Origin of the sequence: Bradyrhizobium japonicum USDA 6, from assembly GCF_000284375.1 — a bacterium.
In the GTDB taxonomy this organism is placed as follows: domain Bacteria; phylum Pseudomonadota; class Alphaproteobacteria; order Rhizobiales; family Xanthobacteraceae; genus Bradyrhizobium; species Bradyrhizobium japonicum.
This window is the reverse complement of the sequence record NC_017249.1, coordinates 5,969,209-5,995,192: the sequence shown is the minus strand read 5'-3', so window position 1 is coordinate 5,995,192 and position 25,984 is coordinate 5,969,209. Positions and strand designations below refer to the sequence as shown.

Here is a 25,984-nt window from a genome sequence, read left to right as displayed (position 1 = left end):
GGCTGCGCTGCGAAGTGAGCCGCAATCAACCCTGTGAGAATGGTTCTAATTCGCCTGCACGGCGTTTCGGTTGTCAGGAAATTCGGCATCGGTCATATCGGCCCGGCTACAACGGGAGCGCAGGATGGACGAACTGAACGGCAAGCTGATCGCGTGCCAGATTCTGATCACGGGACTGATCGCACGCGTCGCTAACGAGCAGCGCGATCCCTTGCGATTCCTGACCGACTTTCGCGACGAGATCAAAGCCGTCGTCAACGGCGTCAACATCGCCGGCATGGAGAACTCCGATCGCGTGCGCGCAGTCGCGCAGAAAACCGTCGACGAATTGTTCTCGCTGATGAAGCCGCCGAGCAGCGATTGATGCTGTGAGCGAGACCGACAAGCGCGCGATAATTTTGCGTTCTCTTTAGAACGAGTCCAATCTGATTTTAGAACGATTTCAAACTGCAGTTTAGAATCGTTTTGATCTGGACTTATTCAAGCGTTCTCGCGGTGTACTCGCATTGACCCGCTATTTTGCGGCCGATACCAACACCCATCGTTCGTCGAAGTGAATGAGCGAACAAGAAGATGGGGCGTTTGGTAATGGGGCAGGTGGTCGCACCGAAGTCGTTGCGTTCGGTCGCAGCGTTCAATGGGATGGATGAGAAGTCCGCGGGAATTTCCGGCAAGAAGGTCTCGGCCGTCGCGAGCTTGATCGCGGTCGCGTCGGTGTCGAGCGGCGCGGAGGCACAGCAGTCGAACCTGCCGCCGGTGACGGTCGACGCGCCGGTCCAGCGTCCGCGTCCGGCGGCCTCGAAGCCTTCGCCCGAGCAGGTCCGCGCCCGCAACGCGGTTCGTCGTGCCGCGCAGCGCCAGCAGGCTCAGCAGTCGGCTCCGACGACGCCCTCCGGCCCGGCCGACGCAAATCCCTATGCCGACCCGGCCGCGCCCTACAAGGTCGACCGTGTCCAGGCTTCGGGCAAGTTTCCCGAGCCGCTTCTGAACACGCCCAAGACCATCACCGTGCTCACCAAGGAGATCCTCGAAGACAAGAACGCGACGACCCTGAGGGAGATCGGGCGCTCGACCGCGGGCGTAACGCTGGGCTCGGGTGAAGGCGGCAACGCGTTCGGCGACCGCTTCTTCATCCGCGGCTTCGACGTGCGCAACGACGTCTTCATCGACGGCATTCGCGATCCCGCGGTCTCCATCCGCGAGAACTTCTTCACCGAGCAGCTCGAGATCCTGCGCGGCCCGGCCTCGTCCTTTGCGGGCCGCGGCACCGCGGGCGGTGCGATCAACATCGTCACCAAGCAGGCGACCGATCGCAACTTCCAGAACGCCGAGACGACGTTCGGCACCGACATGACCAAGCGCGTCACGATCGACGTCAACCAGGTCGTCGACCCGACCTTCTCGGTACGCGTCGGAGGCCTGTTCCAGGACGCCAACGTTGCCGGCCGCAACTTCGTGACCGACAATCGCTGGGGCACTTTCATCTCGACCAAGTACACCCCGACCAACGACATCAAGATCACCACGAACTACGTCCACACCGACCTCAGCGGCTATCCCGATTTCGGCGTGCCCTATTACAAGCAGGGCAACGTGCCGGCCACCGAAGCGGGCATTCCGCGTGGGACCTGGTACGGCTTCCTCAATCGCGACTTCCAGACCGCGCGGCAGGATTTCGGCACGTTGACCGGCGAATACAAGCCGACCAACAACATCACCCTGACCAGCCGGACCCGCATGGAGCAGTCGACGCTGGAATATATCGGCACGTTGCCGCAGTCGCCGATCACGACCAATCCCGATCCGACCAAGTGGACGATCACCGCGAGCGCACAGAGCCGCAACCAGTGGGTTGACGTCATCGCCAACCAGGAAGAAGCCGCGTTCAAGTTCAACACGGGATCGGTCAAGCACACCGCGGTGACCGGGCTCGATGTGGCCAATGAACGCATCGGAATCGGCCGCTACACCGGCCTCTCGTCGGAAGCGTTCGGCTCCGGCTTCAACAGCAATGGCGCTTTGACCCTGCAGAACATGTATTCGCCGGGCTATACCAACACGCCCGGCCCGTTCAACCCGGTGCTCGGCGGCGATCCGACCCGCTACAACGTCGATAGCGGCGCCGTCTACGTGATGGACACGGCGAACTGGGAAGACACCATCATCGTGAACGGTGGTGTGCGCTGGGACAGCTACAAGCTGAAATCGTCGATTGCGGCGGCTTCGAGCAGCGTCGACTCCGACTTCGTCAACTACAACGCCGGCATCGTCTACAAGCCCGTTCCGATCGGCAGCCTCTATGCGGCCTATGCGACCTCGACGAATCCGTTCGGCTCCGAGCTCGACGCAACCGGCACGGACTACGGCTCGTCTCCGCCGACCGGCACTACGATCCTCGGGCCCGAGCAGAACAAGGGGGCGGAAGTCGGCACCAAATGGGAGCTGTTCGACCGCCACCTGCTGGTGACCGGCGCACTGTTCCAAACGACGAAGGACAATGCCCGTGAGACCGTCGGCACCACGCTGACCTCGGGGGCGGCCTACCGGATCCAGGGTATCGACATCGAGGCCAGCGGCAAGCTGACCGATCGCTGGAGTATCTTCGGCGGCATCGTGCTGATGGACTCGAAGGTCACCAAGAGCAACATCCCGGGCAATGTCGGCCTGCCGCTCGCCAACGTCGCGCATCAGTCGTTCAGCTTGCTCACCAAGTACAAGTTCGACGGTGACTGGGAGCTTGGCGGCCAGGCGGTGTTCCGCTCCAAGGTCTATGGCGGCACCTTCGGCGCCAATACCGGCACGCTGATCCCGAGCTACTGGCGCTTCGACGCGTTCATCGAGAAGAAGATCGACAAGAACTGGACCATGAAGTTCTACGCGCAGAACCTCACCAACAAGCTCTATTACGATACGCTCTATCGCAGCGCGACGCCGTTCGTGGCGGTCGCGCCGGGCAGGGCGTTCTACGTCATAACGTCGGCGAAGTTCTGATCATGTTGACATGCCTGCCTGGTGTCCTGAGCAAAGATGATGTGGCGGAATTCCGCCGCATCATGGACGCCAGCGAATGGGAGGACGGGCGCTCCACCGCCGGCTCGCAGTCGGCGATGGTCAAGCGCAACGAGCAATTGCCACCGGATGGCGAGGTTGCGCGCAAGCTCGGCAACCACATCATCTCGGCGCTGACCTCGAACCCGCGCTTCATCGCGGCGGCGATCCCGCTCCAGATCTTCCCGCCGCTGTTCAACCGCTATGCGGCGAGCAGCGGCCACCATTTCGGCCTGCATGTCGACAACGCGATCCGTGGCGACCGCCTGACCGGCCTTCGCATCCGCACAGACCTGTCGGTCACGCTGTTCCTGGCCGAGCCGGAGGAGTATGACGGTGGCGAACTTGTGATCGAGGACACCTACGGTTCGCACGAAGTGAAGTTGCAAGCCGGGGACTGTGTGCTCTATCCCTCGACCAGCCTCCATCTCGTCACGCCGGTGACGAGGGGAACGCGGGTTGCGTCTTTCTTCTGGCTTCAGAGCATGATACGGGACGAGCAAGCCCGGAGCATGATCTTTGACCTCGACACCGCGATTCAGGCGCTGGTGGAACGGCTCGGGCGTGACGATCCCGAAACGGTCAAATTGACGGGTATCTATCACAACCTCATTCGCTACTGGGCCGAAGTATGAAGATCATGTCCTTCCAAGCAAGCCTTGCCGCCGCCTTGATGCTGGCGGCCGCCTGGCTCGTATCCCCTGTTTCTGCCCAGACACAGACCCAGCCGGCGGCACCGGCACAGGCGACCGCTCAGCCGGCCGCGGCCAGCCCGGCTCCGGCTCCGGCTGCCGCTCCGGCGGCGCCCGCGGCGAAGGCCGACACGGCCGCTATCGCGCCGGCCATGAAGGAGCTGTCCCCCTGGGTGATGTTCATGTCGGCGGACGTCATCGTGAAGGCGGTAATGATCGGGCTCGCCTTTGCATCGCTGATGACCTGGACCGTCCTGATTGCCAAGTCGATCGAGCTGTCGGTCGCATCCGGAAAGCTTCGTTCGGCGTTGAAGAAGATCTCGGAGGCGCGCTCGCTCGCGGAAGCGCAGATGGCGCTCGGCGCCAAGCAGGGCATTCTGCCGTCCTTCCTGGCGGCAGCGCTGCGTGAGGCGCGGATGTCGGCCGGCCTGTCCAGCGATGCCGGCATCAAGGAGCGCGCGGCCTCGAGCTTTTCCGAAATCGTGCGCGCGGAGGCGCGGCGCATCCGCGTCGGCATGGGTGTGCTCGCGACCATCGGCTCCACGTCGCCCTTCGTCGGCCTGTTCGGCACGGTCTGGGGCATCATGAACAGCTTCATCGGCATCTCGAAGTCGCAGACCACGAACCTCGCCGTCGTCGCACCCGGCATCGCCGAGGCGCTGCTCGCGACCGCGATCGGCCTGGTCGCCGCCATTCCCGCCGTCATCATCTACAACCACTTCTCGCGCATGACGAAAAGCTATCTCGAGCTCGTCAGCCGTGCCTCGGGCGCGGCGGCGCGGCTGCTCTCGCGCGATCTCGACCGCAGCCACGGCAGCGCGCATTCGCGCGCGGCGGAGTGAACCATGGGCGTTTCGCTCGCAGACAACGATGACGACGACGATTTCGGCGAGACGCATGACATCAACGTCACGCCGTTCATCGACGTCATCCTGGTGCTGCTGATCATCTTCATGGTCGCAGCTCCGCTTTCCACGGTCGACCTGCCGATCGATCTGCCGACCTCGAGCGCGACCCCGCAGAAGAAGCCGGACAAGCCGACCTATCTCAGCATCAAGCCCGATCTGACGCTTGCGATCGGCGAAAACCCGGTCCACCGTGCCGAGTTGATCGGGACCCTCGACGGCCTGTCCGACATGAGCAAGGACAAGTATGTCTTCCTGCGCGCCGATCGTTCGGTGCCGTATGGCGAATTGATGAGTGTGATGGAGCTCTTGCGCTCAGGCGGCTATTCCCGGGTGAAGCTGGTCGCGCTGGAAGGCGCTCCCGGAGCACCCGCGGCAGGCGCAGGTCAGCCTTAGAGGCGCACGATGTCGGACGAAGCCAGACCATCCCGGAAGCTCTGGATTTTGGCGGCGGTGGCGGCGCTCGCGCTCCATCTGGGCGGGGCCGCGCTCGCCCTGGCCCATCTGCGGACCGATGACGACGACGACGGCCTGGGCGCGTCCGGCGCGGAGTTCGCCGTCGAGATGGCCTCGCCCAAGGCGCCCGAGACCGACCTTCCGCCGGGACCGGACAGCGAAGCGATGCAGGAGCAGCAGGCGCTTCCCGAGCAAAAGGCCGAGACCAAGGAAACCGAGCTTCCAAAGGACCAGTCGCAACAGGTCGACGATCCCGATCGGGTCGTCACCGAAAACCTCTCGAAGAAGCCGCAGGACGAGGATCCCAAGATCGCGGCGGTCGAGACACCCGCTGCCGAAGCTTCGCCGCAGTCGGTTGCAACGGCGCGGCAGACACTCGACGAGGACGCGCGCGAGGCCGAGAAGGCCCTGGCGCCGGTGCTTGGCCTCGGCAAGGACATCCTCAGGATTACGACCGACTGGAATCGCAAGATCAGCGCGCACCTCACGGCCCACAAGGTCAACCCGGAGGGCAAGCAGCCCAATAATCAGAAGGTGAAGGTCAGCTTCGCGATCAACCGCAGGGGCAACGTGCTGTCCGTCGACGTCGTGGAGTCGTCAGGGGATCCGGCCTACGATGCGGCCGCGCTCTCGATTGTCCGCAAGTCGGATCCCATCCCGCAGCCCCCGGCCGGACTGACCGAAGACCGGTTCGAGCGTACCGTCGACATCATCTTCACGCCGCCGGACGAGAAGAAAAAGAAGAAATCGGCTCAGCGCCAGTAGAGCCGGATCCCGACATAGACCACGACCAGGCAGGCGAAGATCAGCGCCACCGGGAGCGGCCGTTTCTGGGCTCCGCCAAACGTTGCTGCCACGAAGGAGGCAGCTGTCTTCGGTTTCGGAGGCGGGCGGCGGAAAGCGGTAACATTGTCCGCCGCCGGCTCGGGCGGTCGGGTGCGGACGTCGGGCGGAGTTCCCGCGCCGCCCATCTCGGCATAGTAGGCCTTGTAGATCGCCCCGATCGTGGCCTCGGTGGCCTCGCCCTCGCTCATCCGCGCCAGCAGGTTCTTGTAGCTGACCAGGAACTCCTGCGCCTCGGCAGGCAGCGCGGAGGACCCGTTGAGCTTGGCCATCATCTTCCAGGTGGCAAAATCGGCGCGGGCGCGGGTGTCCGCGCGTCGCGCGATCAGCATATCGGCAGCTTTGACCAAGTCGGCCTCGAGCCATTCGGCTTGTGTTCGGGTGTTCTATCCAACTACCCATTGCCGGTCAGGAAGAGAACAGCCTGAATCACATAACCGGTCAACGTTCGCAGTATTCCTGAAATAACATCAAGATTTAGACCGAACTGCGAGCCCGCGAGCGGCAGCAGGATCAACAGGCCGATCAGGATCAACATACCGAATGGCTCGAGCCGGGCCAGCGGCAAAGCGAGCGGCCGGGGCAGCAGCCCGACCGCGACGCGCCCGCCGTCGAGCGGCGGGATCGGCATCATGTTGAACACCGCCAGCACCGCGTTGATCACCAACGCGTTCTTGAGGTTATCGAAGATCCACTGGGCCGAGGCCGCCGGCGCAAGGGGCAGGGCATGCAGGGCAAGAGCCGCCGCGAGCGCCAGCAGGATGTTGGTGGCGGGTCCGGCAAGGGCCACCCAGACCATGTCGAGCCTGGGATGGTTGAGCTTGCGGAAATTGACGGGAACCGGCTTGGCATAGCCGAACAGGAACGGCGAGTGCGCGAACAGCAGCATCGCCGGCAGGATCAGGGTGCCGAACGGATCGATATGCTTGATCGGGTTGAAGCTGACGCGGCCGAGCTGCCAGGCCGTGTTGTCCCCGAGATGGTACGCGACGAAGGCGTGCGCGGCCTCGTGGAAGGTGATGGCGAGCACCAGCGGCAGCACCCACACCGAAATGTCATAAATGGAAATGTTCACGGCTCGTCCGTCCCGGTTTGTGCCTCGTGGCCTTGCAGCCATCCCGGCCAATCCGGTGGTGGGCCAACGCGTCAGGTCAGGATATGGGACGCCGGTTCCGAAATCCCAAGCTGTAAATGATCGGCCAGCAGCGCCGCCGGCCGCGACAGATTGCGCGCGCGGTGGAGGCGGATGTCCGCTCCCGGCAACGGCGGCAGGCCCTCGCGCTCCGACAGAATTTGCAGGCGAGGGGGCAGGGTACCGGCCTTTACGACCGTGATCGCGAGCCCCTGCGCCGCGACCGCCTCGACCGCGGCGAGCGTCCGGCTGACGAAAGCGAGGCGCCAGGGCCGGCCTGCGGCTTCGAGGGCCTCGGCAGCCCATTGCCGGAACAGGCAGCCCGGCGGGTAGAGCGCGACCGGCAGCGTCTCCTGTGCTTCGGCTCGATACGTCCTGGCCGCGGCCCAGACCGTCTGTTCGCGCCGGAGCAGCTCGCCGTCGCCGCAGCCTCCCGGATGCATGGCGATGACGAGGTCATAGGCCTCGCCGAGCCGTGCCGGCATCGTCGCGGTCAGCCCCGTCTCGATCTCGACCCGGATATCCGGATGGTTTTGGGCAAAGCGCGCCAGCAAGGGCGGAATGACGATCGTGCCGTAATCATCCATCACGCCGAGGCGGACCACGGCGTCGCGCTTGCGTGCGCGGAGCACACCGATCGCCTCTGCATTGAGGTCGAGCAGCCGCCTCGCATAAACGAGGAGTTCTTCGCCCGCCGCGGTCAGCGCGACGCCGGCCCTGGTGCGCTGAAACAGCTTGGTGCCGATCCGCTCCTCCAGGCGCCTGATCTGGACGCTGACCGCGGACTGCGTGCGGTTGAGCGAGACGGCCGCGCGCGTGAAGGAGCGATGCTCGGCAACGGCGGCAAAGGCCATCAGCAGATCGGGGTCGAGAACGGCTGCGGTCATGACAAAAGCTTATCCCAGCATGACGGAAATTCCATTCCCTGTTTCGGCGCGCCTCGTATGCTGCTCGCAAAGCAGTTGAGAGGAATCGTGGGCGAGATTTTCGGCGTTCTGGCCGCGGTGCTGTCGAGTGCGCTTGGCGGCACCTCGATCGGCGCCACGCGCTATCTGGTGGGCAGTATCGATCCGCTGGCGATCGGCTCGTTCCGGTTCGGCATCGGCTTCTCGCTGCTGTTGCCTCTCACGCTGCTCCGCGGTGATCGCTGGCCGGGGCGAGGGGACTGGGCCGCCGCGACCGGGCTCGGCATCCTGTTCTTCGCGCTGTTTCCGATTCTGTTCAACGCGTCGCTGATCTTCACGACCGCTGCGCGCGGTGCGCTCGCTCTGTCGACACTTCCGCTGCTGTCGCTCGTGATCGGCGCTGTGCTCGGCGCCGAGGCCCTGAGCTGGCGCAAATCGATCGGTGTCGTGATCGCGACGTTTGGTGTCGCCGTGGCGCTGCTCTCAGACCTGACCTCGGCACCATCTGGCGCCTGGCGCGGCGATCTCCTGATGATGGCGGCCGCGCTGTGCATGGCACTGTACGGCATCTGGTCGAAGCCGCTGATCCGGCGCTCCGGCCCGATCGCCTTCACCACGATGAGCATGGCGGCGGGGCGGCCTGCCTCATCCTGCTCTCTTATATCCGCGGCAGTTTTGCGCCCGTCGCCGGCTTCGGCGCCCCGCAATGGCTGGCGGCCTTCTATCTCGGCGCCTTCGGGGCAGCGCTGACCTTCTATCTCTGGGCCTTCGCGCTGGAGCGGACCACGCCGACGCGCGTCGCGATCTCGGTGACGGTCAATCCGATCACGGCCTCGCTGGTCGGCGCCTGGCTGCTGAACGAGCCGCTGCGCTGGAATCTGGCGGCCGGCATCGTCGCGGTGTTTGCCGGGATCTGGATCGCGACGACGACGGGACGGCGCGCTCAGGCGGCGAGAGTGCCTGCGTCAGGGCAAGCCTGACGTCACGCCGGGATGGTGCCCTGATATTGCGTCAGGCCGTCGTCGAGCTTCAGCCAGGCGACCTTCTCCGAGACCCAGATGTGCTCGGTCGGCGCGAAGGCGTTGCGATCGTCGAAGGTTGTGAGCGAAACGCCCGCCAGCGTGCCGTTGCGCCGCCAGGAGAACAGGCGCGTGCCGCAGCGCTTGCAGAACACGCGGTCGATGTTCTCGGACGAGGCATAGCGGCCGGTGTCGCCCTCGACGGTCAGCGCGCGTTGATCGAATTGCGCGCGAGCAAAGTAGGGCGAGCCCATCGCCTTCTGGCACAGGCGGCAATGGCAGATGCGGACGTTGAGCGGCTCACCCTCCGCCTTGAACCGCACCGCGCCGCACAGGCATCCACCTTCCCGGATCATGGTTTGCCTCAGTAGGTCGCCCGTCCGCCGGAAATATCAAACACGGCGCCGGTGGAGAAGGCACAATCTTGGGATGCTAGCCAGCTCACCATCGCGGCGAGCTCTTCCACCAGCACGAAGCGCGCCTTGGGGATTTTCGACAGCATGAAGTCGATATGCTGCTGCGTCATCTGGTCGAAGATCGCGGTCTTCGCGGCGGCCGGCGTCACCGCATTCACGAGGATGTCATGTGCCGCCAATTCCTTGCCGAGCGATTTCGTCAGCGCGATCAGTCCGGCCTTGGAGGCCGAATAATGCGAGGCGTTGGGATTGCCTTCCTTGCCGGCGATCGAGGCGATGTTCACGATCCGCCCGTATTTCTGCTTGAGCATCGTCGGCACGATCGCCTTGCAGACGATGAAAGGGCCGTCCAGATTGATGCGCAGGACCTTGCGCCACTCCTCGAGATCGGTCTCCCAGACCGGCTTGTTGACGCCGGCGATGCCGGCATTGTTGACGAGGATGTCGATCTTGCCGAAGGCGGCAAGCGTCGCATCGCGCGCCTGCTCGACGGCGGCGGGGTCGGTGACGTCGACCTTGAAGACTTTTGTCTCGCCGCCGACTTCATTCGCGGTCTTCTCGGCGAGAGCCGAGTCGAAATCCCAGATCGCGACCTTGGCGCCGGAGTCGATGAAACGCCGGGTGATGGCACGGCCAAAGCCCTGCGCGCCGCCGGTGACGACGGCAATGCGGCCGTTGAGATCGATCTTGTTCATCGAGAACTCCCTTGTCTATCCCTCATGGTGAGGCGCGCGCACTTGCGCGCGTCTCGAACCATAAGCCCGTGGCCCATCCCTCGAGAGGGCGCTGTCGCGCCTCCTCGGGATGAGGAGCGATCAGAGCATGTAGCCGCCGTCGACGACAAGGTCGACGCCGGTGGTGAATGCGCTTTCGTCGCTGCCGAGATAGACCGCCATGGATGCGATTTCGTCGGCGGTGCCGAGCCGGCCCATCTTCTGGCGGGAGACGAACATCTCCTTGCCCTGCGGTCCCTGCGCAGCGGCGCGGTCGAGCATCGAGGGCGTCTCGACCGTGCCGGGGCAGATGCTGTTGCAGCGGATGCCCTTGGTGATGAAGTCGAGCGCCACCGCGCGCGTCAGCAGCGACACCGCGGCCTTCGACGCGCTGTAGACATAGCGGTTGGCCGGCGGCCGCAGCGCCGCGCAGGACGAGATGTTGACGATGCTGCCGCCGCCGCCCGCCAGCATCTCGGGCAGGAACGCCCGGATGGTCCGGTGCATCGACTTGACGTTGAGGTCGAACGAGAAGTCAAAATCCTCTTCCGAGCACTCCAGGATGGTGCCGTGATGCACGAAGCCCGCCGCGTTGAGCAGGATGTCGACTTTGCCGACGCGCTTGGCGAAGGCGTTGACGTCGGCGGTGTTGCGGACGTCGAGCTTTGCGACCTCGGCGATGCCTTCCTTGGTCAGGCCCGCAATGCCGGCCTCGTTGATGTCGGTTGCGATGACGGTTGCGCCTTCACGCGCGAACGCGATGGCGCATGCGCGCCCGATGCCTGCCGCTGCAGCCGTGACGACGGCGCGCTTTCCCTTGAGGCGGTCTGCCATTTTCTTCTCCCTTGTATTCATTCGAATGCCAACCCCACGTCATTGCGTGGAGCGAAGCGACGAAGCAATCCAGTCTGTCTCTGCTGACAAATCTCTGGATTGCTTCGCTTCGCTCGCAATGACGACGTGGCTGTTAGTGGTTGTCTCTGGCGACGCCAAACGTGCCGGCGACGTTCTGATACCTCGTGGCGAGCTCCATGCAGGCGCCGGTCGATTGCTGGCCGACGGTGTTGCGGTAGATCTCCTGCCACGGCGTCTGGTTCGCCGGATGCTTGAAGCCGCCATCGGCCATCAGCTCGGCGTGGCGCTTCTTCACCTCGTCGTCCGAAATGAGGATATTGGCGCTGCCCTTGTTGAGGTCGATCCGCACCTTGTCGCCGGTCTTGAGGATCGCGAGCCCGCCATTGGCGGCAGCTTCCGGCGAGGCGTTCAGGATCGACGGCGAGCCCGAGGTGCCGGACTGGCGGCCGTCGCCGATGCAGGGCAGGGACAGGATGCCGCGTTTGATCAGCGCGGCCGGCGGCTGCATGTTCACGACCTCGGCGCCGCCGGGATAGCCGATCGGCCCGGTGCCGCGGATGAACAGCACGCAGCGCTCGTCGATGTCGAGCGAGGCATCGTCGATCCGCTCGTGATAGTCCTCCGGGCCCTCGAACACGATGGCGCGGCCCTCGAAGGCGTTGAGGTCCTTCGGGTTGCTGAGATAGCGGTCGCGGAATTCCTTGGAGATCACGCTGGTCTTCATGATCGCGGAATCGAACAGATTGCCCTTCAGCACCAGGAAGCCGGCGTCCTTCACCAGCGGCTTGTCGTAGGCCCGGATCACGTCGTTGTCGGGCGCGGGCGCATTGGCACAGTTCTCGCCGATGCCGCGGCCGTTCACCGTGACCGCATCCTCGTGGATGCGCTTGTGCTTCATCAGCTCGCGCACCACGGCCGGCACGCCGCCGGCGCGGTGGAATTCCTCGCCGAGATAGAAGCCGGCCGGCTGCATGTTGACCAGCAGCGGCACGTCGTGGCCGAATTTCTGCCAGTCGTCGATCGACAGCTCGACGCCGATGTGGCGTGCCAGCGCGTTGATGTGGATCGGCGCGTTGGTCGAGCCGCCGATCGCCGAGTTGATCACGATGCAGTTCTCGAACGCCTTGCGGGTCAGGATGTCCGACGGCTTGAGGTCTTCCCAGACCATCTCGACGGCGCGCTTGCCGGTCTCGTAGGCGATCTGGCCGCGCTCGCGATAGGGGGCGGGGATCGCCGCGCAGCCCGGCAGCGAGAAGCCGAGCGCTTCGGCAAGCCCGTTCATGGTCGAGGCGGTGCCCATGGTGTTGCAATGGCCGACCGAGGGCGCCGAGGACGCCACGATCTCCATGAATTCCTCATAGTCGATCTCGCCGGCGGCAAGCCGTTCGCGCGACTTCCAGACGATGGTGCCGGAGCCGGTGCGCTCGCCGGCATGCCAGCCGTTCAGCATCGGGCCGCCCGACAGCACGATCGCGGGCAGGTTCACGGTCGCCGCCGCCATCATGCAGGCAGGCGTTGTCTTGTCGCAGCCGGTGGTCAGCACCACGCCGTCGAGCGGATAGCCGTAGAGGATCTCGACGAGGCCGAGATAGGCGAGGTTGCGGTCGAGCGCCGCGGTCGGGCGCTTGCCGGTCTCCTGGATCGGATGGGTCGGGAATTCCATCGCGATGCCGCCGGCCTCGCGGATGCCTTCGCGGACGCGGTGCGCGAGCTCGATATGGTGGCGGTTGCAGGGGGAAAGGTCGTTGCCGGTCTGGGCGATGCCGATGATCGGCTTGCCGGACTGGAGCTCGGCCCGGGTGAGGCCGTAATTCAGGTAGCGCTCCATATAGAGCGCGGTCATGCCCGGATTATGCGGATTGTTGAACCATTCCTGCGAGCGGAGGTGGCGGCGAGCGCCGTTGCTGGCGGGCGCATGCCCATTGGTTGGTTTTTTGTCATTGGTTTCTCCTGCAATGCAAACGCACTGGCGTCGGGGGCTCAGCTTCGGCTGGTGCGATGCCCAACGGCGCGATCCATGGTTCAAAGGCCCGTTGGCGGGTCATTCCCTCACAAGTGCGATACTAGTCGTGGCCACTTGGTAACGCTATCATTTTGTTCGCCGCGCCCGCGGCTGATGCGGCAGGCCTGTCGTCCGAACGCCGCGATGACGAGCTTTGCCGCTCGATCACCTTGAAGCCGAGATCAAGCACCGGCTGCTCGGGGCGGCGTCCGTCGATCGCTTCGATCAGCATGGTGGCGGCCGTGTTGCCCATCTCGTAGCGGTTGGTGCGCACGCTGGTGAGGGTGGGTACCGCGGAGGCCATGAATTCGAGGTCGTTGAATCCTACGATCGCGATCTGCTCCGGGACCGCGATCTCCCGGCGCCGGCATTCGAACAGCACGCCGAGCGCGAGGTCGTCATTGGCGCAGAAGACCGAGTCGATATCGGGTTCGCGCGCCAGCAGATCGGTGAACAGGGTGCCGCCGAGCGTCACCGAGGTCGGTGTCGCCGTCGTGACGACGAGGCGCTGCTCGAACAACGCGGCGTCCTTCATGGCCGAGACATATCCGTCCAGCCGCCGCTGCACCCGCGGATCCATGCGCGCGCCGACGAAGCCGATCTTGCGGCGGCCCTGCGCGAACAGGTGGGCAATCGCCGCGCGGGCCGCATCATAGTGCGAAAAGCCGATCATCATGTCGACCGGATTGGGTCCGATCTCCATGATCTGCACGATCGGGCAGTCGGCGGCCTCCAGCATCGCGCGCGATTCCGCGGTCTGGTCGATGCCGGTGACGATCAGTCCGGCCGGCTTCTGCGCGAGAAACAGGCGCAGCAGCTTCTCCTCCTGGAGGATACTGTAGCGTGTGTTGGACAACTGGATCGAGTACCGGCTGCCTTCGGAGGCGTCATAGATGCCGCGCAGCACGTCGGAAAACACGTTGTTGGTCAGCGACGGGATCAGGACGCCGATCACTTCGGTGCGCTGCGAGGCCAGCGCCCGCGCCGCCAGGTTCGGCACATAGCCGAGCTCGTTGGCCGCGCTCTCGACCCGCGTCCGCTTGGCGACCGACAGGGCCTCCGGATTGCGGAAGAACCGGGACGCCGTGATCGGGCTGACGCCGGCAAGCTCGGCAACTTCCGCCAGCCGGATTTTACCTGACTTGGTGCGTTTTCGACCCATTTGCTGCTCTTATCACAGTCGGTCCGGCAAACAAAGGAACGTTGACAGCGCTACCAGCAACGACTAACCAAAGACAAATTGCCAAAACCGCACAAACTGCCGACAATGTCGCTCGCTAAGATCGGGCTTCGTTCGGTGAAGTCTGAAAAACAAGACGGTCGCGGCGCGTGAGCCGTCGTGGACTTTCGAGGAGGGAGCTAGATGTCGTCTGTGCAAATCCGCGACGTGCGGAAATCGTTCGGCAATTTTGAAGTCCTGCACGGCGTTTCGATTCCGATCGAGGACGGCCAGTTCGTCGTCCTGGTTGGCCCCTCCGGCTGCGGCAAGTCGACGCTTCTGCGCATGCTTGCGGGCCTCGAGAACATCACCTCCGGCACGATCTCGATCGGCGACCGCGTCGTCAACAATATCCAGCCCAAGGAGCGGGATATTGCGATGGTGTTCCAGAACTACGCGCTCTATCCGCATATGACCGTCGGCGAGAACATGGGCTTCTCGCTGAAGCTGCGGAACGCGAGCTCCGACGAGATCAACAAGCGCGTCAAGCGCGCCGCCGAAATTCTCGCGCTGTCGCCGCTGCTCGAACGCTATCCGCGCCAGCTGTCCGGCGGCCAGCGCCAGCGCGTCGCGATGGGCCGCGCCATCGTGCGCGATCCGCAGGTGTTCCTGTTCGACGAGCCCTTGTCGAACCTCGACGCCAAGCTGCGCGTCGCCATGCGCACCGAGATCAAGGAGCTGCACCAACGGCTGAAGACGACGACCGTCTACGTCACCCACGACCAGATCGAGGCCATGACCATGGCCGACAAGATCGTCGTCATGCATGACGGCATCGTCGAGCAGATGGGGACACCGCTCGAGCTCTACGACAAGCCCGACAACCAGTTCGTCGCCGGCTTCATCGGCTCGCCGGCCATGAACTTCCTGAAAGGCCATGTGCGCGTCAACGGCGTTGCGACCTTCGAGGGGCCGAACGGCGTCAAGCTGCCGCTCAAGAGCGCGCCGGCGGGGTCCGACGGTCGCCCTGTCGTCTATGGTGTGCGACCCGAGCATTTCACGATCGCGGACGACGGCGCCGATGCCGAGATCGTCGTGGTCGAGCCGACCGGCTCGGAGACGCAGGTGTTCGCGAAGGTCGGTGGCGAGCAGGTCGTCGCGGTCTTCCGCGAGCGTCACCAGTTCAATCCGGGCGACAAGGTCAAGCTGAAGCCTGACCCGTCCCTGGTTCATCTGTTCGACGAGGCGACGGGCAAACGCATGTAGCCGCGCCGAAGGATTGCCCAACGACTGTTCAAGAACGACCCAATACAAATCATAAAATTCAGGGAGAGAACGATGAGCAATTTCGACAGGCGAAGTGTGCTTAAGGCCGGCCTGGGCGGCGCAGCGTTGCTGGCCGGCCCGGGCATCGTGCCGGTGCGCGCCGCGGAGTGGACCAACACGCCCGAACCGAACGCGTCCATCCGCGTCTTGCGCTGGAAGCAGTTCATCCAGGCCGAGTTCGACAAGTTCGCCGAGCAGACCAAGAAGTTCTCCGAGAAGACCGGCGTCAAGATCAAGCTGGAGGCCGAGAGCTGGGAAGACATCCGCCCCAAGGCCGCAGTGGCCGCCAATGTCGGCGCCGGCCCCGACCTCATCATCGGCACGCTCGATGATCCCCACAAATTCCCGGAAAAGCTGATCGATGTGACTGATGTCGCCGACTATCTCGGCGCGCAGTATGGCGGCTGGTATCCGGTTGCCGAACGTTACGGCAAGAAGGGCAACAGCTGGATCGCGATTCCGCAGGGCGCGACCGGCGGCTGCCTGAACTACCGCATCAGCCATGTGAAGGCTGCAGGCTTCGAGGAATTCCCCAAGGACACCGCCGGCTTCCTCAAGCTCTGCCAGGCGTTGAAGAAGAACAACACGCCGGCCGGTTTCGCGCTCGGCCATGCCACGGGCGATGCCAATGGCTGGTGCCAGTGGGCGCTCTGGGCGTTCGGCGGCAAGGTCGTCAACGACAAGAACGAGGTCGTGATCGACTCCCCGGAGACGATCGCCGCGCTCGAATACGTCAAGCAGCTCTACGAGACCTTCATCCCGGGCGTGCTGTCGTGGAATGACTCGAACAACAACAAGGCGTTCCTGAACGGTGAACTCAGCCTGACGCTGAACGGCATCTCGATCTGGACCGTCGGCAAGAACTCCACCGATCCGAAGCAGCAGGAGATCGCCAAGGACATGAACCACGCGCCGATGCCGATCGGCCCCGTGGGCGTATCGACCGAGCAGCAGAACGTGCTGGTCTATTACGGCTACAAGCACTCGAAGTATCCCAAGGCGGTCAAGGAATTCATCAAGTTCATGATGGACAAGGAGAATTACGACGCCTGGGAGGTCGCTTCCAACGGCTACGTGTCGCCGCCGCTGCCGGCCTACAACGACAACCCGGTGTGGACGTCGGATCCGAAGATCACCCCGTATCGCGATTGCCTGAAGCGCTGCCGCGACAACGGCTTTGCCGGCGATCTCGGTTACGCCTCCGCGGCCGTGATGGGCGACTTCGTCGTCGTCGACATGTTCGCGGAAGCCGCCTCGGGCTCGGCGACGCCGAAGCAGGCGGCCGCGCGCGCCGCCGAGCGCGCCAAGCGCTACTATCAGGTCTGATCAGCTCCAATCTGGGCGGCGTCCGGTTCGCCGGACGCCGTGACCTTTCTCCCGAGGGGAATCCGACATGGCAGTCATGGCCGAGTCCGCTGTCGCGCAGGTCAAGCAAGGCAGCCTGTGGACCAGAGCATTCGAGAGCCGGAATTGTCTCGGCGCGATGTTCATGGTGCCGGCGATCGCCATCCTGATCCTGTTTCTCGCCTATCCACTGGCGCTGGGCTTCTGGCTCGGCATGACCGACACCAAGATCGGCGGGGCCGGGCGCTACATCGGTTTCCAGAACTTCGTGTCGCTCGCCAAGGATTCGGTGTTCTGGCTCTCGGTCTTCAACACCATTTTCTACACGTTCACCGCGAGCATCGTGAAATTCGCCATCGGCCTTTACCTCGCGCTGCTGCTCAACGAGCGGCTGCCGTTCAAGTCGATGATCCGTGCCATCGTGCTGTTGCCGTTCGTGGTACCGACGGTGCTGTCCGCGATCGCGTTCTGGTGGATCTATGACAGCCAGTTCTCGATCATCTCCTGGGTGCTGATCAAGGCCGGCCTGATCACGCGCTACATCGACTTCCTCGGCGACCCCTGGAATGCGCGCTTGTCGGTCGTCGCCGCCAACATCTGGCGTGGCGTGCCCTTTGTGGCGATCACGCTGCTGGCGGGATTGCAGACGATTTCGCCCTCGCTCTACGAGGCGGCCAATCTCGATGGCGCCACCAACATGCAGCGCTTCCGCCACATCACGCTGCCGATGCTGTCGCCGATCATCGCGGTCGTGATGACATTCTCGGTGCTGATGACGTTCACCGACTTCCAGTTGATCTACACCATCACGCGGGGCGGGCCGATCAATGCCACGCATCTGATGGCGACGCTGTCGTTCCAGCGCGCCATCACCGGCGGCAATCTCGGGGAGGGCGCGGCGATCTCGAACGCGATGATCCCGTTCCTGGTCGCAGCGATCCTGCTCAGCTTCTTCGGGCTTCAGCGCTCCCGCTGGCAGCAGGGCGGGAGGGACTGACCATGAGCACCGCAGACGACCAAAGCGTCGGAATGGATTATCTCGAGAGCTTCCCGCGGAAGTTCTTGCGGGTCTACTTTCCGCTCGGCCTGATCATCTTCTTCCTGCTGTTCCCGTTCTATTGGATGGCGGTCGCGACGTTCAAGCCGGACGCGGAGATGTACGATTACGAGAAGTACAATCCGTTCTGGATCGTGAATCCGACCATCGAGCACATCAAGAAGCTGTTGGTCGAAACCGACTATCCGCTCTGGATGTGGAACACCGTGATCGTCTCGGTGTCCTCCACCTTCATCTCGCTGTTCGCCAGCGTCTGCGCCGCCTACGCGATCGAACGCCTCCGCTACAAGGGCTCGCGCTATGTTGGGCTAGCGATCTTCCTCGGCTATCTCGTGCCGCCCTCGATCCTGTTCATTCCGCTGGCGGCGATCGTGTTTCAGCTCGGCCTGTTCGATGGCAATCTGGCGCTGATCCTGACCTATCCGACCTTCCTGATCCCGTTCTGCACCTGGCTCCTGATGGGCTATTTCCGCACCATTCCCTACGAGCTCGAGGAATGCGCGCTGATCGACGGTGCGACGCGGCTCCAGATCCTGGTCAAGATCACACTGCCGCTGTCGCTCCCGGGAGTGATCTCGGCCGGCATCTTCGCCTTCACGTTGTCCTGGAACGAGTTCATCTACGCGCTGACCTTCATCTCCTCGTCGGAGAACAAGACGATTCCCGTCGGCGCCATCACCGAGCTCGTCAGCGGCGACGTCTACCATTGGGGCGCGCTGATGGCGGCGGCCCTGATCGGCTCGGTCCCCGTAGTTATCCTTTATTCCTTCTTCGTGGAGTACTATGTGTCGGCGATGACCGGCGCCGTGAAGGAATGATCGCGGGGCCTGCCTTGAGAGCGCACCAGGAGCGGTGCGCTCCGGCCAATAAGAAGGAGTAGGCTCTTGCACATTCTGGTTCTGGGCGCCGCCGGCATGGTCGGCCGTAAATTGTGTGAACGGCTGTTGCGCGACGGCCGGCTCGGCAAGAGCGACATCACCAAGCTGACCATGCACGACGTGGTCGAGCCCAAGAAGCCGGAAAAGGCCGGTTTCCCCGTCGAGACCGTGTCAGGCGATTTTGCCGTGCCGGGCGCAGCCGAAAAGCTGATCGCCGGTCGCCCCGACGTGATCTTTCATCTGGCCGCGATCGTTTCGGGCGAAGCCGAACTCGATTTCGACAAGGGCTACCGCATCAATCTCGACGGCACGCGGATGCTGCTCGATGCCGTCAGGCTCGTCGGCGGCGGCTACAAGCCGCGCGTGGTCTTCACCTCGTCAATCGCGGTGTTCGGCGCGCCGTTCCCGGACGCGATCGGCGACGAGTTCTTCCACACCCCGCTGCTCAGCTACGGCACCCAGAAGGCAATCGGTGAATTGCTGCTCGCCGACTATTCGCGCCGCGGCTTCCTCGACGGCATCGGCATCCGCCTGCCGACCATCTGCATCCGGCCCGGTCTGCCCAACAAGGCGGCGTCGGGCTTCTTCTCCAACATCCTGCGCGAGCCGCTGGCCGGCAAGGAAGCGGTGCTCCCGGTCTCCGAGGATGTCCGCCACTGGCACGCCACGCCGCGCTCCGCCGTTGGCTTCCTGCTCCATGCCGGCACCATGGACCTCGCCAAGGTCGGTCCGCGCCGCAATCTGACCATGCCCGGCTTTTCGGCGACGGTCGGCGAACAGATCGCTGCGCTCAAGCGGGTGGCCGGCGACAAGGTCGCCGCACGCATCAAGCATGAGCTGGATCCGTTCATCGTCGGCATCGTCGGCGGCTGGCCGCGCAATTTCGAGGCGAAGCGGGCGCGCGAGCTCGGCTTCACCACCGAAGAAAAGACTTTTGACGACATTATCCGCATTCACATCGAAGACGAGCTCGGCGGCAACTTCGTCGCCTGATCCAACCGATGAACAGCGTGGATATGACGATGGCGAGCGTTGCTTGCATCGGTGAGTGCATGGTCGAGCTCCGGCAGGCCCAGGGTGGACAGTCCGCTGGACAGTCCAGCGGGCAAGGCCAGGGCGGCGGCCTGTATTCGCGCGGCTTCGGTGGCGACACCCTCAACACGGCGGTGTATCTGGCGCGGCTCGAGGTCAAGGTCGACTATCTCACCGCGCTCGGCGACGATGCCCTGAGCGACGAGATGATCGCGGCCTGGAATGCGGAGGGCGTCGGGACCCGCCGCGTCTCCCGGCTGCCGGGCAAGCTGCCCGGCCTCTACATGATCCAGACGGATGCGAAGGGCGAGCGGCAGTTCTTCCACTGGCGCGACAGTGCGGCGGCGCGCCAATTGATGAGCCTGCCGGAGACGGACGAGCTGCTCAATTCGCTGATGAGCTACGACATCGTCTATCTCTCCGCGATCACGCTCTCGATCTACGATGCGGCCGGGCGCGAGCGCCTGTTCGCAGCGATCAAGCGCTCGCGCCTGCTCGGCACCCGGTTCGTGTTCGACACCAATTTCCGCGCGCGGGGATGGCCGGACCGCGATGTCGCCCGCGAGGTCTTTGCCACGGCATTTGCGACCGCCGACATCGTGCTGACCTCGACCGAGGACCTGCTCGCGCTCTATCCCGGCGAGAGCCACGAGCAGTTGATGGCGCGCATTCCCACGCCCGAGCTGGTGTTCCGTCTCGCCGAGCCCGTCAGCCTGTTGCGCTTTCCCGGCGGCACCAGCGAAGTCCGCGCCGAGCCCATGACAAAACCGGTCGTTGACACCACCGCGGCGGGCGACAGCTTTGCCGCGGCCTATATCGCGGCCCGGCTCGGCGGCTCCGATCCGGTCGAGGCGGCCCAGGCCGGGCACCGCCTCGCCAGCCTCGTGATCTGCTATGCCGGCGCCATCATTCCGGGCTATGCCATGCCGCCAAAGAAGCGGCACCGGCCGGCGACCACGCGTCAAGCGACCAAGTGAAACGAAAGCCAAGATGACCACGACCGCCCAACAGAACCACCTCGTCGCGCTGTTCAAGGCCGCGACCGTCATTCCCGTCCTCACCATCGAGCGCATCCAGGATGCCGTGCCGCTGGCGAAAGCGCTGGTGGCCGGCGGCGTCCGCACGCTGGAGGTGACCATGCGCACCCCGGTTGCGATCGAGGCGGCGAGGGCGATGATGGCCGAGGTGCCCGAGGCGGTCGTCGGCATCGGCACGATCCTCAATCCGGCCGATTTCGTCCGCGTCGAGAAGCTCGGCGTCGCGTTCGGCATCAGCCCGGGCCTGACCCCCGATCTCCTGAAGGTCGCCGCCGACAGCTCCTTGCCGTTCGCGCCGGGCATCGCCACCGCGTCCGAGCTGATGCTGGCGCTGTCCTACGGCCTCGACGTCGCAAAATTCTTCCCGGCCGAGCAGGCCGGCGGCATCAAGGCCCTGCGCGCGCTGGGCGGGCCGTTCCCGAATGTGCGGTTCTGCCCGACCGGCGGTGTGGGCGAGGCCAATGCGGCCACCTGGCTCGCCGAGCCCAACGTGGTCGCGGTCGGCGGTTCCTGGCTATGCCCGACGGCGGAGATAAAGGCCGGGAACTGGGCCGGCATAACTGCCATCTGCCAGCGCACCCTCAAGGCCCTGAAAGCCACGTGAAGTCTTGCAGTTGGTGGGCTAAGACTTAGGTCAGTAAGAGACCCCAGGGAGATGACCATGACCGCCAGCATCGTCGGATGGGCGCATACGCCGTTCGGCAAGTTCGACACCGAGACCGTCGAAAGCCTCGTCACCCGCGTGGCCAATGAGGCGATTGCCGATGCCGGCATTTCCGCGTCCGACGTCGATGAGATCGTGCTCGGCCATTTCAACGCCGGCTTCTCGCCGCAGGATTTTACCGCCTCGCTGGTGCTCCAGGCCGACCCGAAGCTGCGCTTCAAGCCGACGACCCGCGTCGAGAATGCCTGCGCCACCGGCTCCGCCGCGGTGCATCAGGGCCTGCGTGCGATTGACGCAGGCGCGGCCAGGATTGTGCTCGTCGTCGGCGTCGAGCAGATGACCCGCACCCCGGGGCCTGAGATCGGCAAGAACCTGCTCAAGGCGTCCTATCTGCCGGAAGACGGCGACACCGTCGGCGGCTTCGCCGGCGTGTTCGGCAAGATCGCCAGCTCCTATTTCCAGAAATACGGCGACCAGTCCGATGCGCTGGCGCTGATCGCGGCCAAGAACCACAAGAACGGCGTCGCCAATCCCTTTGCCCAGATGCGCAAGGACTTTGGCTTCGAGTTCTGCCGCGCCGAGAGCGAGAAGAACCCCTACGTCGCGGGTCCCCTGAAGCGTACCGACTGCTCGCTGGTCTCCGACGGCGCCGCGGCGCTCGTGCTGGCCGATGCCGAGACCGCCAAGGGCATGAGCAAGTCGATCGGCTTCCGCGCCACTGCGCACGCCCAGGACTTCCTGCCGATGTCCAAGCGCGACATCCTCCAGTTCGAGGGCTGCACGGTCGCCTGGCAGCGCGCGCTGGAGAAGGCGGGCGTTGCGCTCACCGATCTCTCCTTCGTCGAGACCCATGACTGCTTCACCGTCGCCGAGCTGATCGAATACGAAGCGATGGGCCTGACGCCGAAGGGGCAGGGCGCCCGCGCCATCAAGGAAGGCTGGACCCTCAAGGACGGCAAGCTGCCGGTCAATCCGTCCGGCGGCCTGAAGGCCAAGGGCCACCCGATCGGCGCCACCGGCGTCTCCATGCACGTGATGACCGCGATGCAGCTCGCCGGCCAGGCGCCCGAGGGCATGCAGCTGAAGAACGCCAAGCTTGGCGGCATCTTCAATATGGGCGGCGCAGCAGTTGCCAACTACGTCTCGGTGCTGGAGCCGCTGAAGTAAGGTCTCGTAGGGTGGGCAAAGGCGCGTTTGCGCCGCGGCCACCTTTTTGTTGCGCTAGATCAAGGTGGGCACGCTACGCTTTGCCCATCCTGCGGCTGTTGAGTGATTGGCAGGGAATGCATCATGGGCAATGACTACGAAGACTCGCTGTCGATAGACGCACTCAACGATCGCATCGCGATCCTCGAGGACAATATCCGGCAGCTCATCGAGCAGGCCGCGGCCGCCTCCGGCGAGCAGAACGAGTCGCGGATCGCCGATCGGATCAACCAGCAGAACGATGAGCTCGACCGTCTCATCAAGATCCGCGAATCCCGCCAGAAGAAATAGCGGCCGCGGCACCGCGCATGCGGCCATACCCCGGCCGCCCTTGCGCGCGCGGCGTCACTGCCCTTAGCTGGACCGAAATCGCAGGGCCAGGTTGAGCCCGCGCAATCGGGAGCGAACGGATGGGGCCGCTGAAGGGCATCAAGGTCGTCGATATGACAACCGTGCTGATGGGTCCCTATGCGACCCAGATGCTCGGCGACTACGGCGCCGACGTCATCAAGGTGGAATCGCTCGACGGCGACGTCACCCGCCTGATCGGCCCGACGCGCCATGCCGGCATGGGCCCGGTGTTCCTCAACACCAACCGCAGCAAACGCTCGATCTGTCTCGATCTGAAGAAGCCCGCCGGCCGCGAGGCCGTGCTGCGGCTGCTGAAGGACGCCGACGTTCTCGTCTACAATGTCCGCCCGCAGGCGATGGCACGGCTTCAGCTCGGCTACGACGTCGTTTCCGCAATCAACCCGCGTCTCGTCTATGCCGGCGTGTTCGGCTTTGGCCAGGACGGGCCCTATGCGGCAAAACCCGCCTATGACGATTTGATCCAGGGCGCGACCGCGCTCCCCGCCTTGATGGCGCAGACCGGCGACGGCGTGCCGCGCTATGTGCCCAACGCGCTGGTCGACCGCATCGTCGGTCTCACTGCGGTCGGCGCGATCTGCGCCAGCCTCGTGCACCGGGATCGCACCGGCCGCGGCCAGCGCGTCGACATCCCGATGTTCGAGACCATGGCCGGCTTCGTCATGGGCGACCACATGGGCGGCCTCACCTACGAGCCGCCGCTCGACAAGGGCGGCTATGCCCGCCACCTCTCGCGCGACCGCCGGCCCTACAAGACCTCGGACGGCTATCTCAGCGTCATCGTCTACAACGACAAGCAGTGGGAGAACTTCTTCAAGGCAACGAGCCGCGACGATCTGCGCGCCGACCCCAAATTCGCGACATTCGCCGGCCGTGCCGCCAATATCGACGTCGTCTATGCCGAGCTCGCGCGCATCTTCGAGACGCGCACCACGGCCGAGTGGATCGATTTGCTGACCAAGGCCGACGTGCCGGTGATGCCGATGCACGACCTCGCGTCGATCCTGCACGACGAGCATCTGGAAGCCACCGGCTTCTTCCCGGTCGTGAACCACCCGACCGAAGGCCCGATCCGCAGCATGAAAGTGACGGCGGCCTGGTCGGAGACCGAGGCTGAGCCGGTGCGACTCGCGCCGCGGCTCAACGAGCACGGCGCGGAGATTCTGCGTGAGGTCGGCTACTCCCCGGACGAGATCGCGACCATGGTCCGCGATGGCGTCACGCGCTCGCCGCCGGAGGAGAGAGCATGAGCTTCATCACCGGCGTCGGCCTCACGCCCTACGGCAAGCACGAAGGCTCGTCCTCGCTCGACCTGATGAGCCGGGCCGCGCAAGCCGCGCTCGACGACGCCGGCCTCAAGCGTGCCGAGATCGACGGCATCCTCTGCGGCTATTCCACAGTCTCGCCGCACATCATGCTGGCGACGGTGTTTGCCGAGCATTTTGGCATCCGCCCGTCTTACGCGCATGCCGTGCAGGTCGGTGGCGCGACGGGCCTTGCGATGACCATGCTGGCCCATCACCTCGTCGAGGCGGGCGTCGCGCGCAACGTCCTCGTCGTTGCCGGCGAGAACCGGCTCACGGGGCAGAGCCGCGACGCTTCGATCCAGGCTTTGGCGCAGGTCGGCCATCCCGATTACGAGGTGCCGCTCGGCCCGACCATTCCCGCTTATTACGGTCTCGTCGCCACCCGCTACATGCACGAATACGGCGTGACGGAAGAGGACCTCGCCGAATTCGCGGTGCTGATGCGCGCGCATGCCTGCACCCATCCCGGCGCGCAATTCCACGATCCCATCACGGTCGGCGATGTCATGGCGTCCAAGCCGGTCGCGATGCCGCTCAAGCTGCTGGACTGCTGTCCGGTGTCAGACGGCGGCGCGGCCTTCGTCATCAGCCGTGAGCGGACCGGCGAGGCCGGCGTGCGCATCCGCGGCTGCGCCCAGGCGCATACCCATCAGCACGTGACGGCCGCGCCCGCACTCAGCGAGCTCGGTGCTGAAATCTCCATCGCCAGCGCCAAGGAGGCCGCCGGCCTTGCGATCTCCGACGTGCGCTACGCCGCGATCTACGACAGCTTTACGATCACGCTTGCCATGCTGCTGGAAGACCTCGGCCTTGCCGGCCGCGGCGAGGCGGCTGCGCGCGTGCGATCAGGTCATTTCAGCCGCGACGGCGCAATGCCGCTCAACACCCATGGCGGCCTGCTCAGCTATGGCCATTGCGGCGTCGGCGGCGCGATGGCGCATCTGGTCGAGGCGCATCTGCAGATGACGGGGCGGGCGGCTAGCCGCCAGGTGCGCGATGCCTCGATCGCGCTGCTGCACGGCGACGGCGGCGTGCTGTCGTCCCATGTGAGCATGTTTCTGGAGCGCGTGCGATGAGCGAACGAATCGCGGACTGGACCAAGGGCGAGCAGGCCATCACCTTTCAGACCTGCGGCGCATGCGGCCATGTGCAGTATTTCCATCGCGCCTTCTGCGCGGCCTGCGGCGCGCCCGATCCGCGCGATGCGCGCGCCAGCGGCAAGGGCAGGGTCTATGCGACGTCGCTGGTCTGCCGCGCCGCCACGCCCGAGACGCGGGCGCACGTGCCCTACAACATCCTGCTGGTCGATTGTGCCGAAGGCTTTCGCATGATGGCGCACGGCGAAACGAATCTCGCTATCGGCGATGAGGTCACCGCGAGCTTCCCGACGTTCGCCGGCAAACTCGTGCCGTTTTTCAGCAAAAGGAAACAGTAGGATCCGTCATTCGGGGGCGGTCCAAGGGACCGAGCCTGGAACGGGATTCTGGGCTTGGCTTGTGCGAGAGCCACCCCGGAATGACGAAAACACTCTACGCAACTCTTGCTAACGCCCGTAGAACAAGATGCTGGCGATGACGAGCATCGCCGTCACCGCCAGCATATGCGCGAGCGCTCCCGAG

Annotated in this window: 26 protein-coding genes and 1 pseudogene; 19 read left to right on the top strand and 8 right to left on the bottom strand. The window is 64.6% G+C overall.

Features of this window, described 5'->3' with window-relative positions:
• The first annotated feature begins 124 nt into the window (after window positions 1–124).
• The 6 genes from BJ6T_RS28515 (at window position 125) to BJ6T_RS28490 (ending at window position 5,866) form a co-directional block, all read left to right on the top strand.
• The gene (locus tag BJ6T_RS28515; protein WP_014496001.1) at window positions 125–364 is read left to right on the top strand and encodes a hypothetical protein; all 240 of its coding nucleotides are present in this window, start codon (window positions 125–127) and stop codon (window positions 362–364) included.
• Between the two features lie 224 nt (window positions 365–588).
• On the top strand, window positions 589–2,991 hold the full coding sequence (locus tag BJ6T_RS28510; protein ID WP_028169796.1) for a TonB-dependent receptor: 2,403 nt from the start codon (window positions 589–591) through the stop codon (window positions 2,989–2,991).
• Window positions 2,992–2,993: 2 nt separating this feature from the next.
• Window positions 2,994–3,683, top strand: coding sequence for a Fe2+-dependent dioxygenase (locus BJ6T_RS28505; RefSeq protein ID WP_028169795.1), 690 nt, complete (start codon window positions 2,994–2,996; stop codon window positions 3,681–3,683).
• Window positions 3,680–4,582 carry a tonB-system energizer ExbB gene (gene exbB, locus BJ6T_RS28500; RefSeq protein WP_028169794.1) on the top strand — a complete coding sequence of 301 codons (903 nt, stop codon included), beginning with the start codon at window positions 3,680–3,682 and terminating at the stop codon, window positions 4,580–4,582. Before BJ6T_RS28505 ends, exbB begins: the two co-directional genes overlap by 4 nt.
• Before the next feature lie 3 nt (window positions 4,583–4,585).
• Window positions 4,586–5,041: a TonB system transport protein ExbD gene (gene exbD, locus BJ6T_RS28495; protein ID WP_014495997.1), complete on the top strand. Its 456-nt coding sequence runs from the start codon at window positions 4,586–4,588 to the stop codon at window positions 5,039–5,041.
• A 9-nt stretch (window positions 5,042–5,050) separates the two neighbouring features.
• Complete coding sequence (locus BJ6T_RS28490; RefSeq protein ID WP_014495996.1) at window positions 5,051–5,866, top strand: energy transducer TonB family protein; 816 nt, start codon at window positions 5,051–5,053, stop codon at window positions 5,864–5,866.
• Here BJ6T_RS28490 and BJ6T_RS28485 read toward each other — a convergent pair.
• The 3 genes from BJ6T_RS28485 to BJ6T_RS28475 form a co-directional block, all read right to left on the bottom strand.
• Complete coding sequence (locus BJ6T_RS28485; RefSeq protein ID WP_028169793.1) at window positions 5,854–6,276, bottom strand: hypothetical protein; 423 nt, start codon at window positions 6,274–6,276, stop codon at window positions 5,854–5,856. The genes BJ6T_RS28490 and BJ6T_RS28485 overlap by 13 nt on opposite strands.
• A 62-nt stretch (window positions 6,277–6,338) precedes the next feature.
• A complete protein-coding gene (locus BJ6T_RS28480; protein ID WP_014495994.1) occupies window positions 6,339–7,019 on the bottom strand; it encodes a site-2 protease family protein in 681 nt (226 codons plus the stop codon).
• 71 nt (window positions 7,020–7,090) lie between these two features.
• Window positions 7,091–7,963, bottom strand: a complete 873-nt coding sequence (locus BJ6T_RS28475; RefSeq protein WP_014495993.1) for a LysR family transcriptional regulator — start codon at window positions 7,961–7,963, stop codon at window positions 7,091–7,093.
• 87 nt (window positions 7,964–8,050) lie between these two features.
• On the opposite strand from BJ6T_RS28475, the pseudogene BJ6T_RS28470 reads away from it, so the two are divergent.
• A pseudogene (locus BJ6T_RS28470) lies at window positions 8,051–8,961 on the top strand (DMT family transporter).
• 2 nt (window positions 8,962–8,963) lie between these two features.
• Here BJ6T_RS28470 and BJ6T_RS28465 read toward each other — a convergent pair.
• The 5 genes from BJ6T_RS28465 to gntR all read right to left on the bottom strand — a co-directional run bounded on the left by BJ6T_RS28465 (window position 8,964) and on the right by gntR (window position 14,148).
• Window positions 8,964–9,356, bottom strand: coding sequence for a GFA family protein (locus tag BJ6T_RS28465; RefSeq protein WP_014495990.1), 393 nt, complete (start codon window positions 9,354–9,356; stop codon window positions 8,964–8,966).
• 8 nt (window positions 9,357–9,364) lie between these two features.
• Window positions 9,365–10,111 carry an SDR family NAD(P)-dependent oxidoreductase gene (locus BJ6T_RS28460; RefSeq protein WP_014495989.1) on the bottom strand — a complete coding sequence of 249 codons (747 nt, stop codon included), beginning with the start codon at window positions 10,109–10,111 and terminating at the stop codon, window positions 9,365–9,367.
• Between the two features lie 120 nt (window positions 10,112–10,231).
• The gene (locus BJ6T_RS28455) at window positions 10,232–10,963 is read right to left on the bottom strand and encodes an SDR family oxidoreductase (RefSeq protein ID WP_014495988.1); all 732 of its coding nucleotides are present in this window, start codon (window positions 10,961–10,963) and stop codon (window positions 10,232–10,234) included.
• Window positions 10,964–11,096: 133 nt separating this feature from the next.
• Window positions 11,097–12,941 carry an IlvD/Edd family dehydratase gene (locus BJ6T_RS28450; protein WP_043900420.1) on the bottom strand — a complete coding sequence of 615 codons (1,845 nt, stop codon included), beginning with the start codon at window positions 12,939–12,941 and terminating at the stop codon, window positions 11,097–11,099.
• A gap of 106 nt (window positions 12,942–13,047) precedes the next feature.
• Entirely contained in the window at window positions 13,048–14,148 is a 1,101-nt protein-coding gene (gene gntR / locus BJ6T_RS28445) for an HTH-type transcriptional regulator GntR (protein ID WP_014495986.1), read from the bottom strand.
• A 201-nt stretch (window positions 14,149–14,349) separates the two neighbouring features.
• On the opposite strand from gntR, the gene BJ6T_RS28440 reads away from it, so the two are divergent.
• The 12 genes from BJ6T_RS28440 to BJ6T_RS28385 all read left to right on the top strand — a co-directional run bounded on the left by BJ6T_RS28440 (window position 14,350) and on the right by BJ6T_RS28385 (window position 25,800).
• Window positions 14,350–15,411: an ABC transporter ATP-binding protein gene (locus tag BJ6T_RS28440; RefSeq protein ID WP_014495985.1), complete on the top strand. Its 1,062-nt coding sequence runs from the start codon at window positions 14,350–14,352 to the stop codon at window positions 15,409–15,411.
• 72 nt (window positions 15,412–15,483) lie between these two features.
• A complete protein-coding gene (locus BJ6T_RS28435; RefSeq protein WP_014495984.1) occupies window positions 15,484–16,797 on the top strand; it encodes an ABC transporter substrate-binding protein in 1,314 nt (437 codons plus the stop codon).
• 67 nt (window positions 16,798–16,864) lie between these two features.
• Window positions 16,865–17,812, top strand: a complete 948-nt coding sequence (locus tag BJ6T_RS28430) for a carbohydrate ABC transporter permease (RefSeq protein WP_014495983.1) — start codon at window positions 16,865–16,867, stop codon at window positions 17,810–17,812.
• 2 nt (window positions 17,813–17,814) lie between these two features.
• Window positions 17,815–18,690 (top strand): carbohydrate ABC transporter permease, encoded by an 876-nt coding sequence (locus BJ6T_RS28425; RefSeq protein ID WP_014495982.1) that lies wholly within the window; start codon window positions 17,815–17,817, stop codon window positions 18,688–18,690.
• Window positions 18,691–18,756: 66 nt separating this feature from the next.
• A complete protein-coding gene (denD, locus tag BJ6T_RS28420; protein ID WP_014495981.1) occupies window positions 18,757–19,743 on the top strand; it encodes a D-erythronate dehydrogenase in 987 nt (328 codons plus the stop codon).
• A 29-nt stretch (window positions 19,744–19,772) separates the two neighbouring features.
• Window positions 19,773–20,759 carry a sugar kinase gene (locus BJ6T_RS28415; protein WP_014495980.1) on the top strand — a complete coding sequence of 329 codons (987 nt, stop codon included), beginning with the start codon at window positions 19,773–19,775 and terminating at the stop codon, window positions 20,757–20,759.
• Window positions 20,760–20,772: 13 nt separating this feature from the next.
• Entirely contained in the window at window positions 20,773–21,423 is a 651-nt protein-coding gene (eda, locus tag BJ6T_RS28410; protein ID WP_014495979.1) for a bifunctional 4-hydroxy-2-oxoglutarate aldolase/2-dehydro-3-deoxy-phosphogluconate aldolase, read from the top strand.
• A gap of 57 nt (window positions 21,424–21,480) precedes the next feature.
• Window positions 21,481–22,650, top strand: a complete 1,170-nt coding sequence (locus BJ6T_RS28405; RefSeq protein WP_028169791.1) for an acetyl-CoA acetyltransferase — start codon at window positions 21,481–21,483, stop codon at window positions 22,648–22,650.
• Window positions 22,651–22,773: 123 nt separating this feature from the next.
• Window positions 22,774–22,980 (top strand): hypothetical protein, encoded by a 207-nt coding sequence (locus BJ6T_RS28400; protein WP_014495977.1) that lies wholly within the window; start codon window positions 22,774–22,776, stop codon window positions 22,978–22,980.
• Window positions 22,981–23,099: 119 nt separating this feature from the next.
• The gene (locus tag BJ6T_RS28395) at window positions 23,100–24,308 is read left to right on the top strand and encodes a CaiB/BaiF CoA transferase family protein (protein ID WP_014495976.1); all 1,209 of its coding nucleotides are present in this window, start codon (window positions 23,100–23,102) and stop codon (window positions 24,306–24,308) included.
• The gene (locus BJ6T_RS28390) at window positions 24,305–25,441 is read left to right on the top strand and encodes a thiolase family protein (RefSeq protein ID WP_014495975.1); all 1,137 of its coding nucleotides are present in this window, start codon (window positions 24,305–24,307) and stop codon (window positions 25,439–25,441) included. The genes BJ6T_RS28395 and BJ6T_RS28390 overlap by 4 nt, the downstream gene beginning before the upstream one ends.
• Window positions 25,438–25,800 (top strand): Zn-ribbon domain-containing OB-fold protein, encoded by a 363-nt coding sequence (locus tag BJ6T_RS28385; protein WP_014495974.1) that lies wholly within the window; start codon window positions 25,438–25,440, stop codon window positions 25,798–25,800. The genes BJ6T_RS28390 and BJ6T_RS28385 overlap by 4 nt, the downstream gene beginning before the upstream one ends.
• The last annotated feature ends 184 nt before the right edge of the window (window positions 25,801–25,984 follow it).

What these genes read in the sequence shown, in the direction of transcription:
- BJ6T_RS28490 (WP_014495996.1), top strand. Translation starts at nt 5,051, where the DNA reads ATGTCGGACGAAGCCAGACCATCCCGGAAGCTCTGGATTTTGGCGGCG.
- BJ6T_RS28425 (WP_014495982.1), top strand. Translation starts at nt 17,815, where the DNA reads ATGAGCACCGCAGACGACCAAAGCGTCGGAATGGATTATCTCGAGAGC.
- gntR (WP_014495986.1), bottom strand. Translation starts at nt 14,148, where the DNA reads ATGGGTCGAAAACGCACCAAGTCAGGTAAAATCCGGCTGGCGGAAGTT.
- BJ6T_RS28440 (WP_014495985.1), top strand. Translation starts at nt 14,350, where the DNA reads ATGTCGTCTGTGCAAATCCGCGACGTGCGGAAATCGTTCGGCAATTTT.
- BJ6T_RS28435 (WP_014495984.1), top strand. Translation starts at nt 15,484, where the DNA reads ATGAGCAATTTCGACAGGCGAAGTGTGCTTAAGGCCGGCCTGGGCGGC.
- BJ6T_RS28455 (WP_014495988.1), bottom strand. Translation starts at nt 10,963, where the DNA reads ATGGCAGACCGCCTCAAGGGAAAGCGCGCCGTCGTCACGGCTGCAGCG.
- eda (WP_014495979.1), top strand. Translation starts at nt 20,773, where the DNA reads ATGACCACGACCGCCCAACAGAACCACCTCGTCGCGCTGTTCAAGGCC.
- BJ6T_RS28430 (WP_014495983.1), top strand. Translation starts at nt 16,865, where the DNA reads ATGGCAGTCATGGCCGAGTCCGCTGTCGCGCAGGTCAAGCAAGGCAGC.
- BJ6T_RS28460 (WP_014495989.1), bottom strand. Translation starts at nt 10,111, where the DNA reads ATGAACAAGATCGATCTCAACGGCCGCATTGCCGTCGTCACCGGCGGC.
- exbD (WP_014495997.1), top strand. Translation starts at nt 4,586, where the DNA reads ATGGGCGTTTCGCTCGCAGACAACGATGACGACGACGATTTCGGCGAG.
- BJ6T_RS28415 (WP_014495980.1), top strand. Translation starts at nt 19,773, where the DNA reads ATGGCGAGCGTTGCTTGCATCGGTGAGTGCATGGTCGAGCTCCGGCAG.
- BJ6T_RS28395 (WP_014495976.1), top strand. Translation starts at nt 23,100, where the DNA reads ATGGGGCCGCTGAAGGGCATCAAGGTCGTCGATATGACAACCGTGCTG.
- BJ6T_RS28475 (WP_014495993.1), bottom strand. Translation starts at nt 7,963, where the DNA reads ATGACCGCAGCCGTTCTCGACCCCGATCTGCTGATGGCCTTTGCCGCC.
- BJ6T_RS28510 (WP_028169796.1), top strand. Translation starts at nt 589, where the DNA reads ATGGGGCAGGTGGTCGCACCGAAGTCGTTGCGTTCGGTCGCAGCGTTC.
- exbB (WP_028169794.1), top strand. Translation starts at nt 3,680, where the DNA reads ATGAAGATCATGTCCTTCCAAGCAAGCCTTGCCGCCGCCTTGATGCTG.
- BJ6T_RS28390 (WP_014495975.1), top strand. Translation starts at nt 24,305, where the DNA reads ATGAGCTTCATCACCGGCGTCGGCCTCACGCCCTACGGCAAGCACGAA.
- BJ6T_RS28385 (WP_014495974.1), top strand. Translation starts at nt 25,438, where the DNA reads ATGAGCGAACGAATCGCGGACTGGACCAAGGGCGAGCAGGCCATCACC.
- BJ6T_RS28400 (WP_014495977.1), top strand. Translation starts at nt 22,774, where the DNA reads ATGGGCAATGACTACGAAGACTCGCTGTCGATAGACGCACTCAACGAT.
- BJ6T_RS28405 (WP_028169791.1), top strand. Translation starts at nt 21,481, where the DNA reads ATGACCGCCAGCATCGTCGGATGGGCGCATACGCCGTTCGGCAAGTTC.
- BJ6T_RS28505 (WP_028169795.1), top strand. Translation starts at nt 2,994, where the DNA reads ATGTTGACATGCCTGCCTGGTGTCCTGAGCAAAGATGATGTGGCGGAA.
- BJ6T_RS28465 (WP_014495990.1), bottom strand. Translation starts at nt 9,356, where the DNA reads ATGATCCGGGAAGGTGGATGCCTGTGCGGCGCGGTGCGGTTCAAGGCG.
- BJ6T_RS28485 (WP_028169793.1), bottom strand. Translation starts at nt 6,276, where the DNA reads ATGCTGATCGCGCGACGCGCGGACACCCGCGCCCGCGCCGATTTTGCC.
- BJ6T_RS28515 (WP_014496001.1), top strand. Translation starts at nt 125, where the DNA reads ATGGACGAACTGAACGGCAAGCTGATCGCGTGCCAGATTCTGATCACG.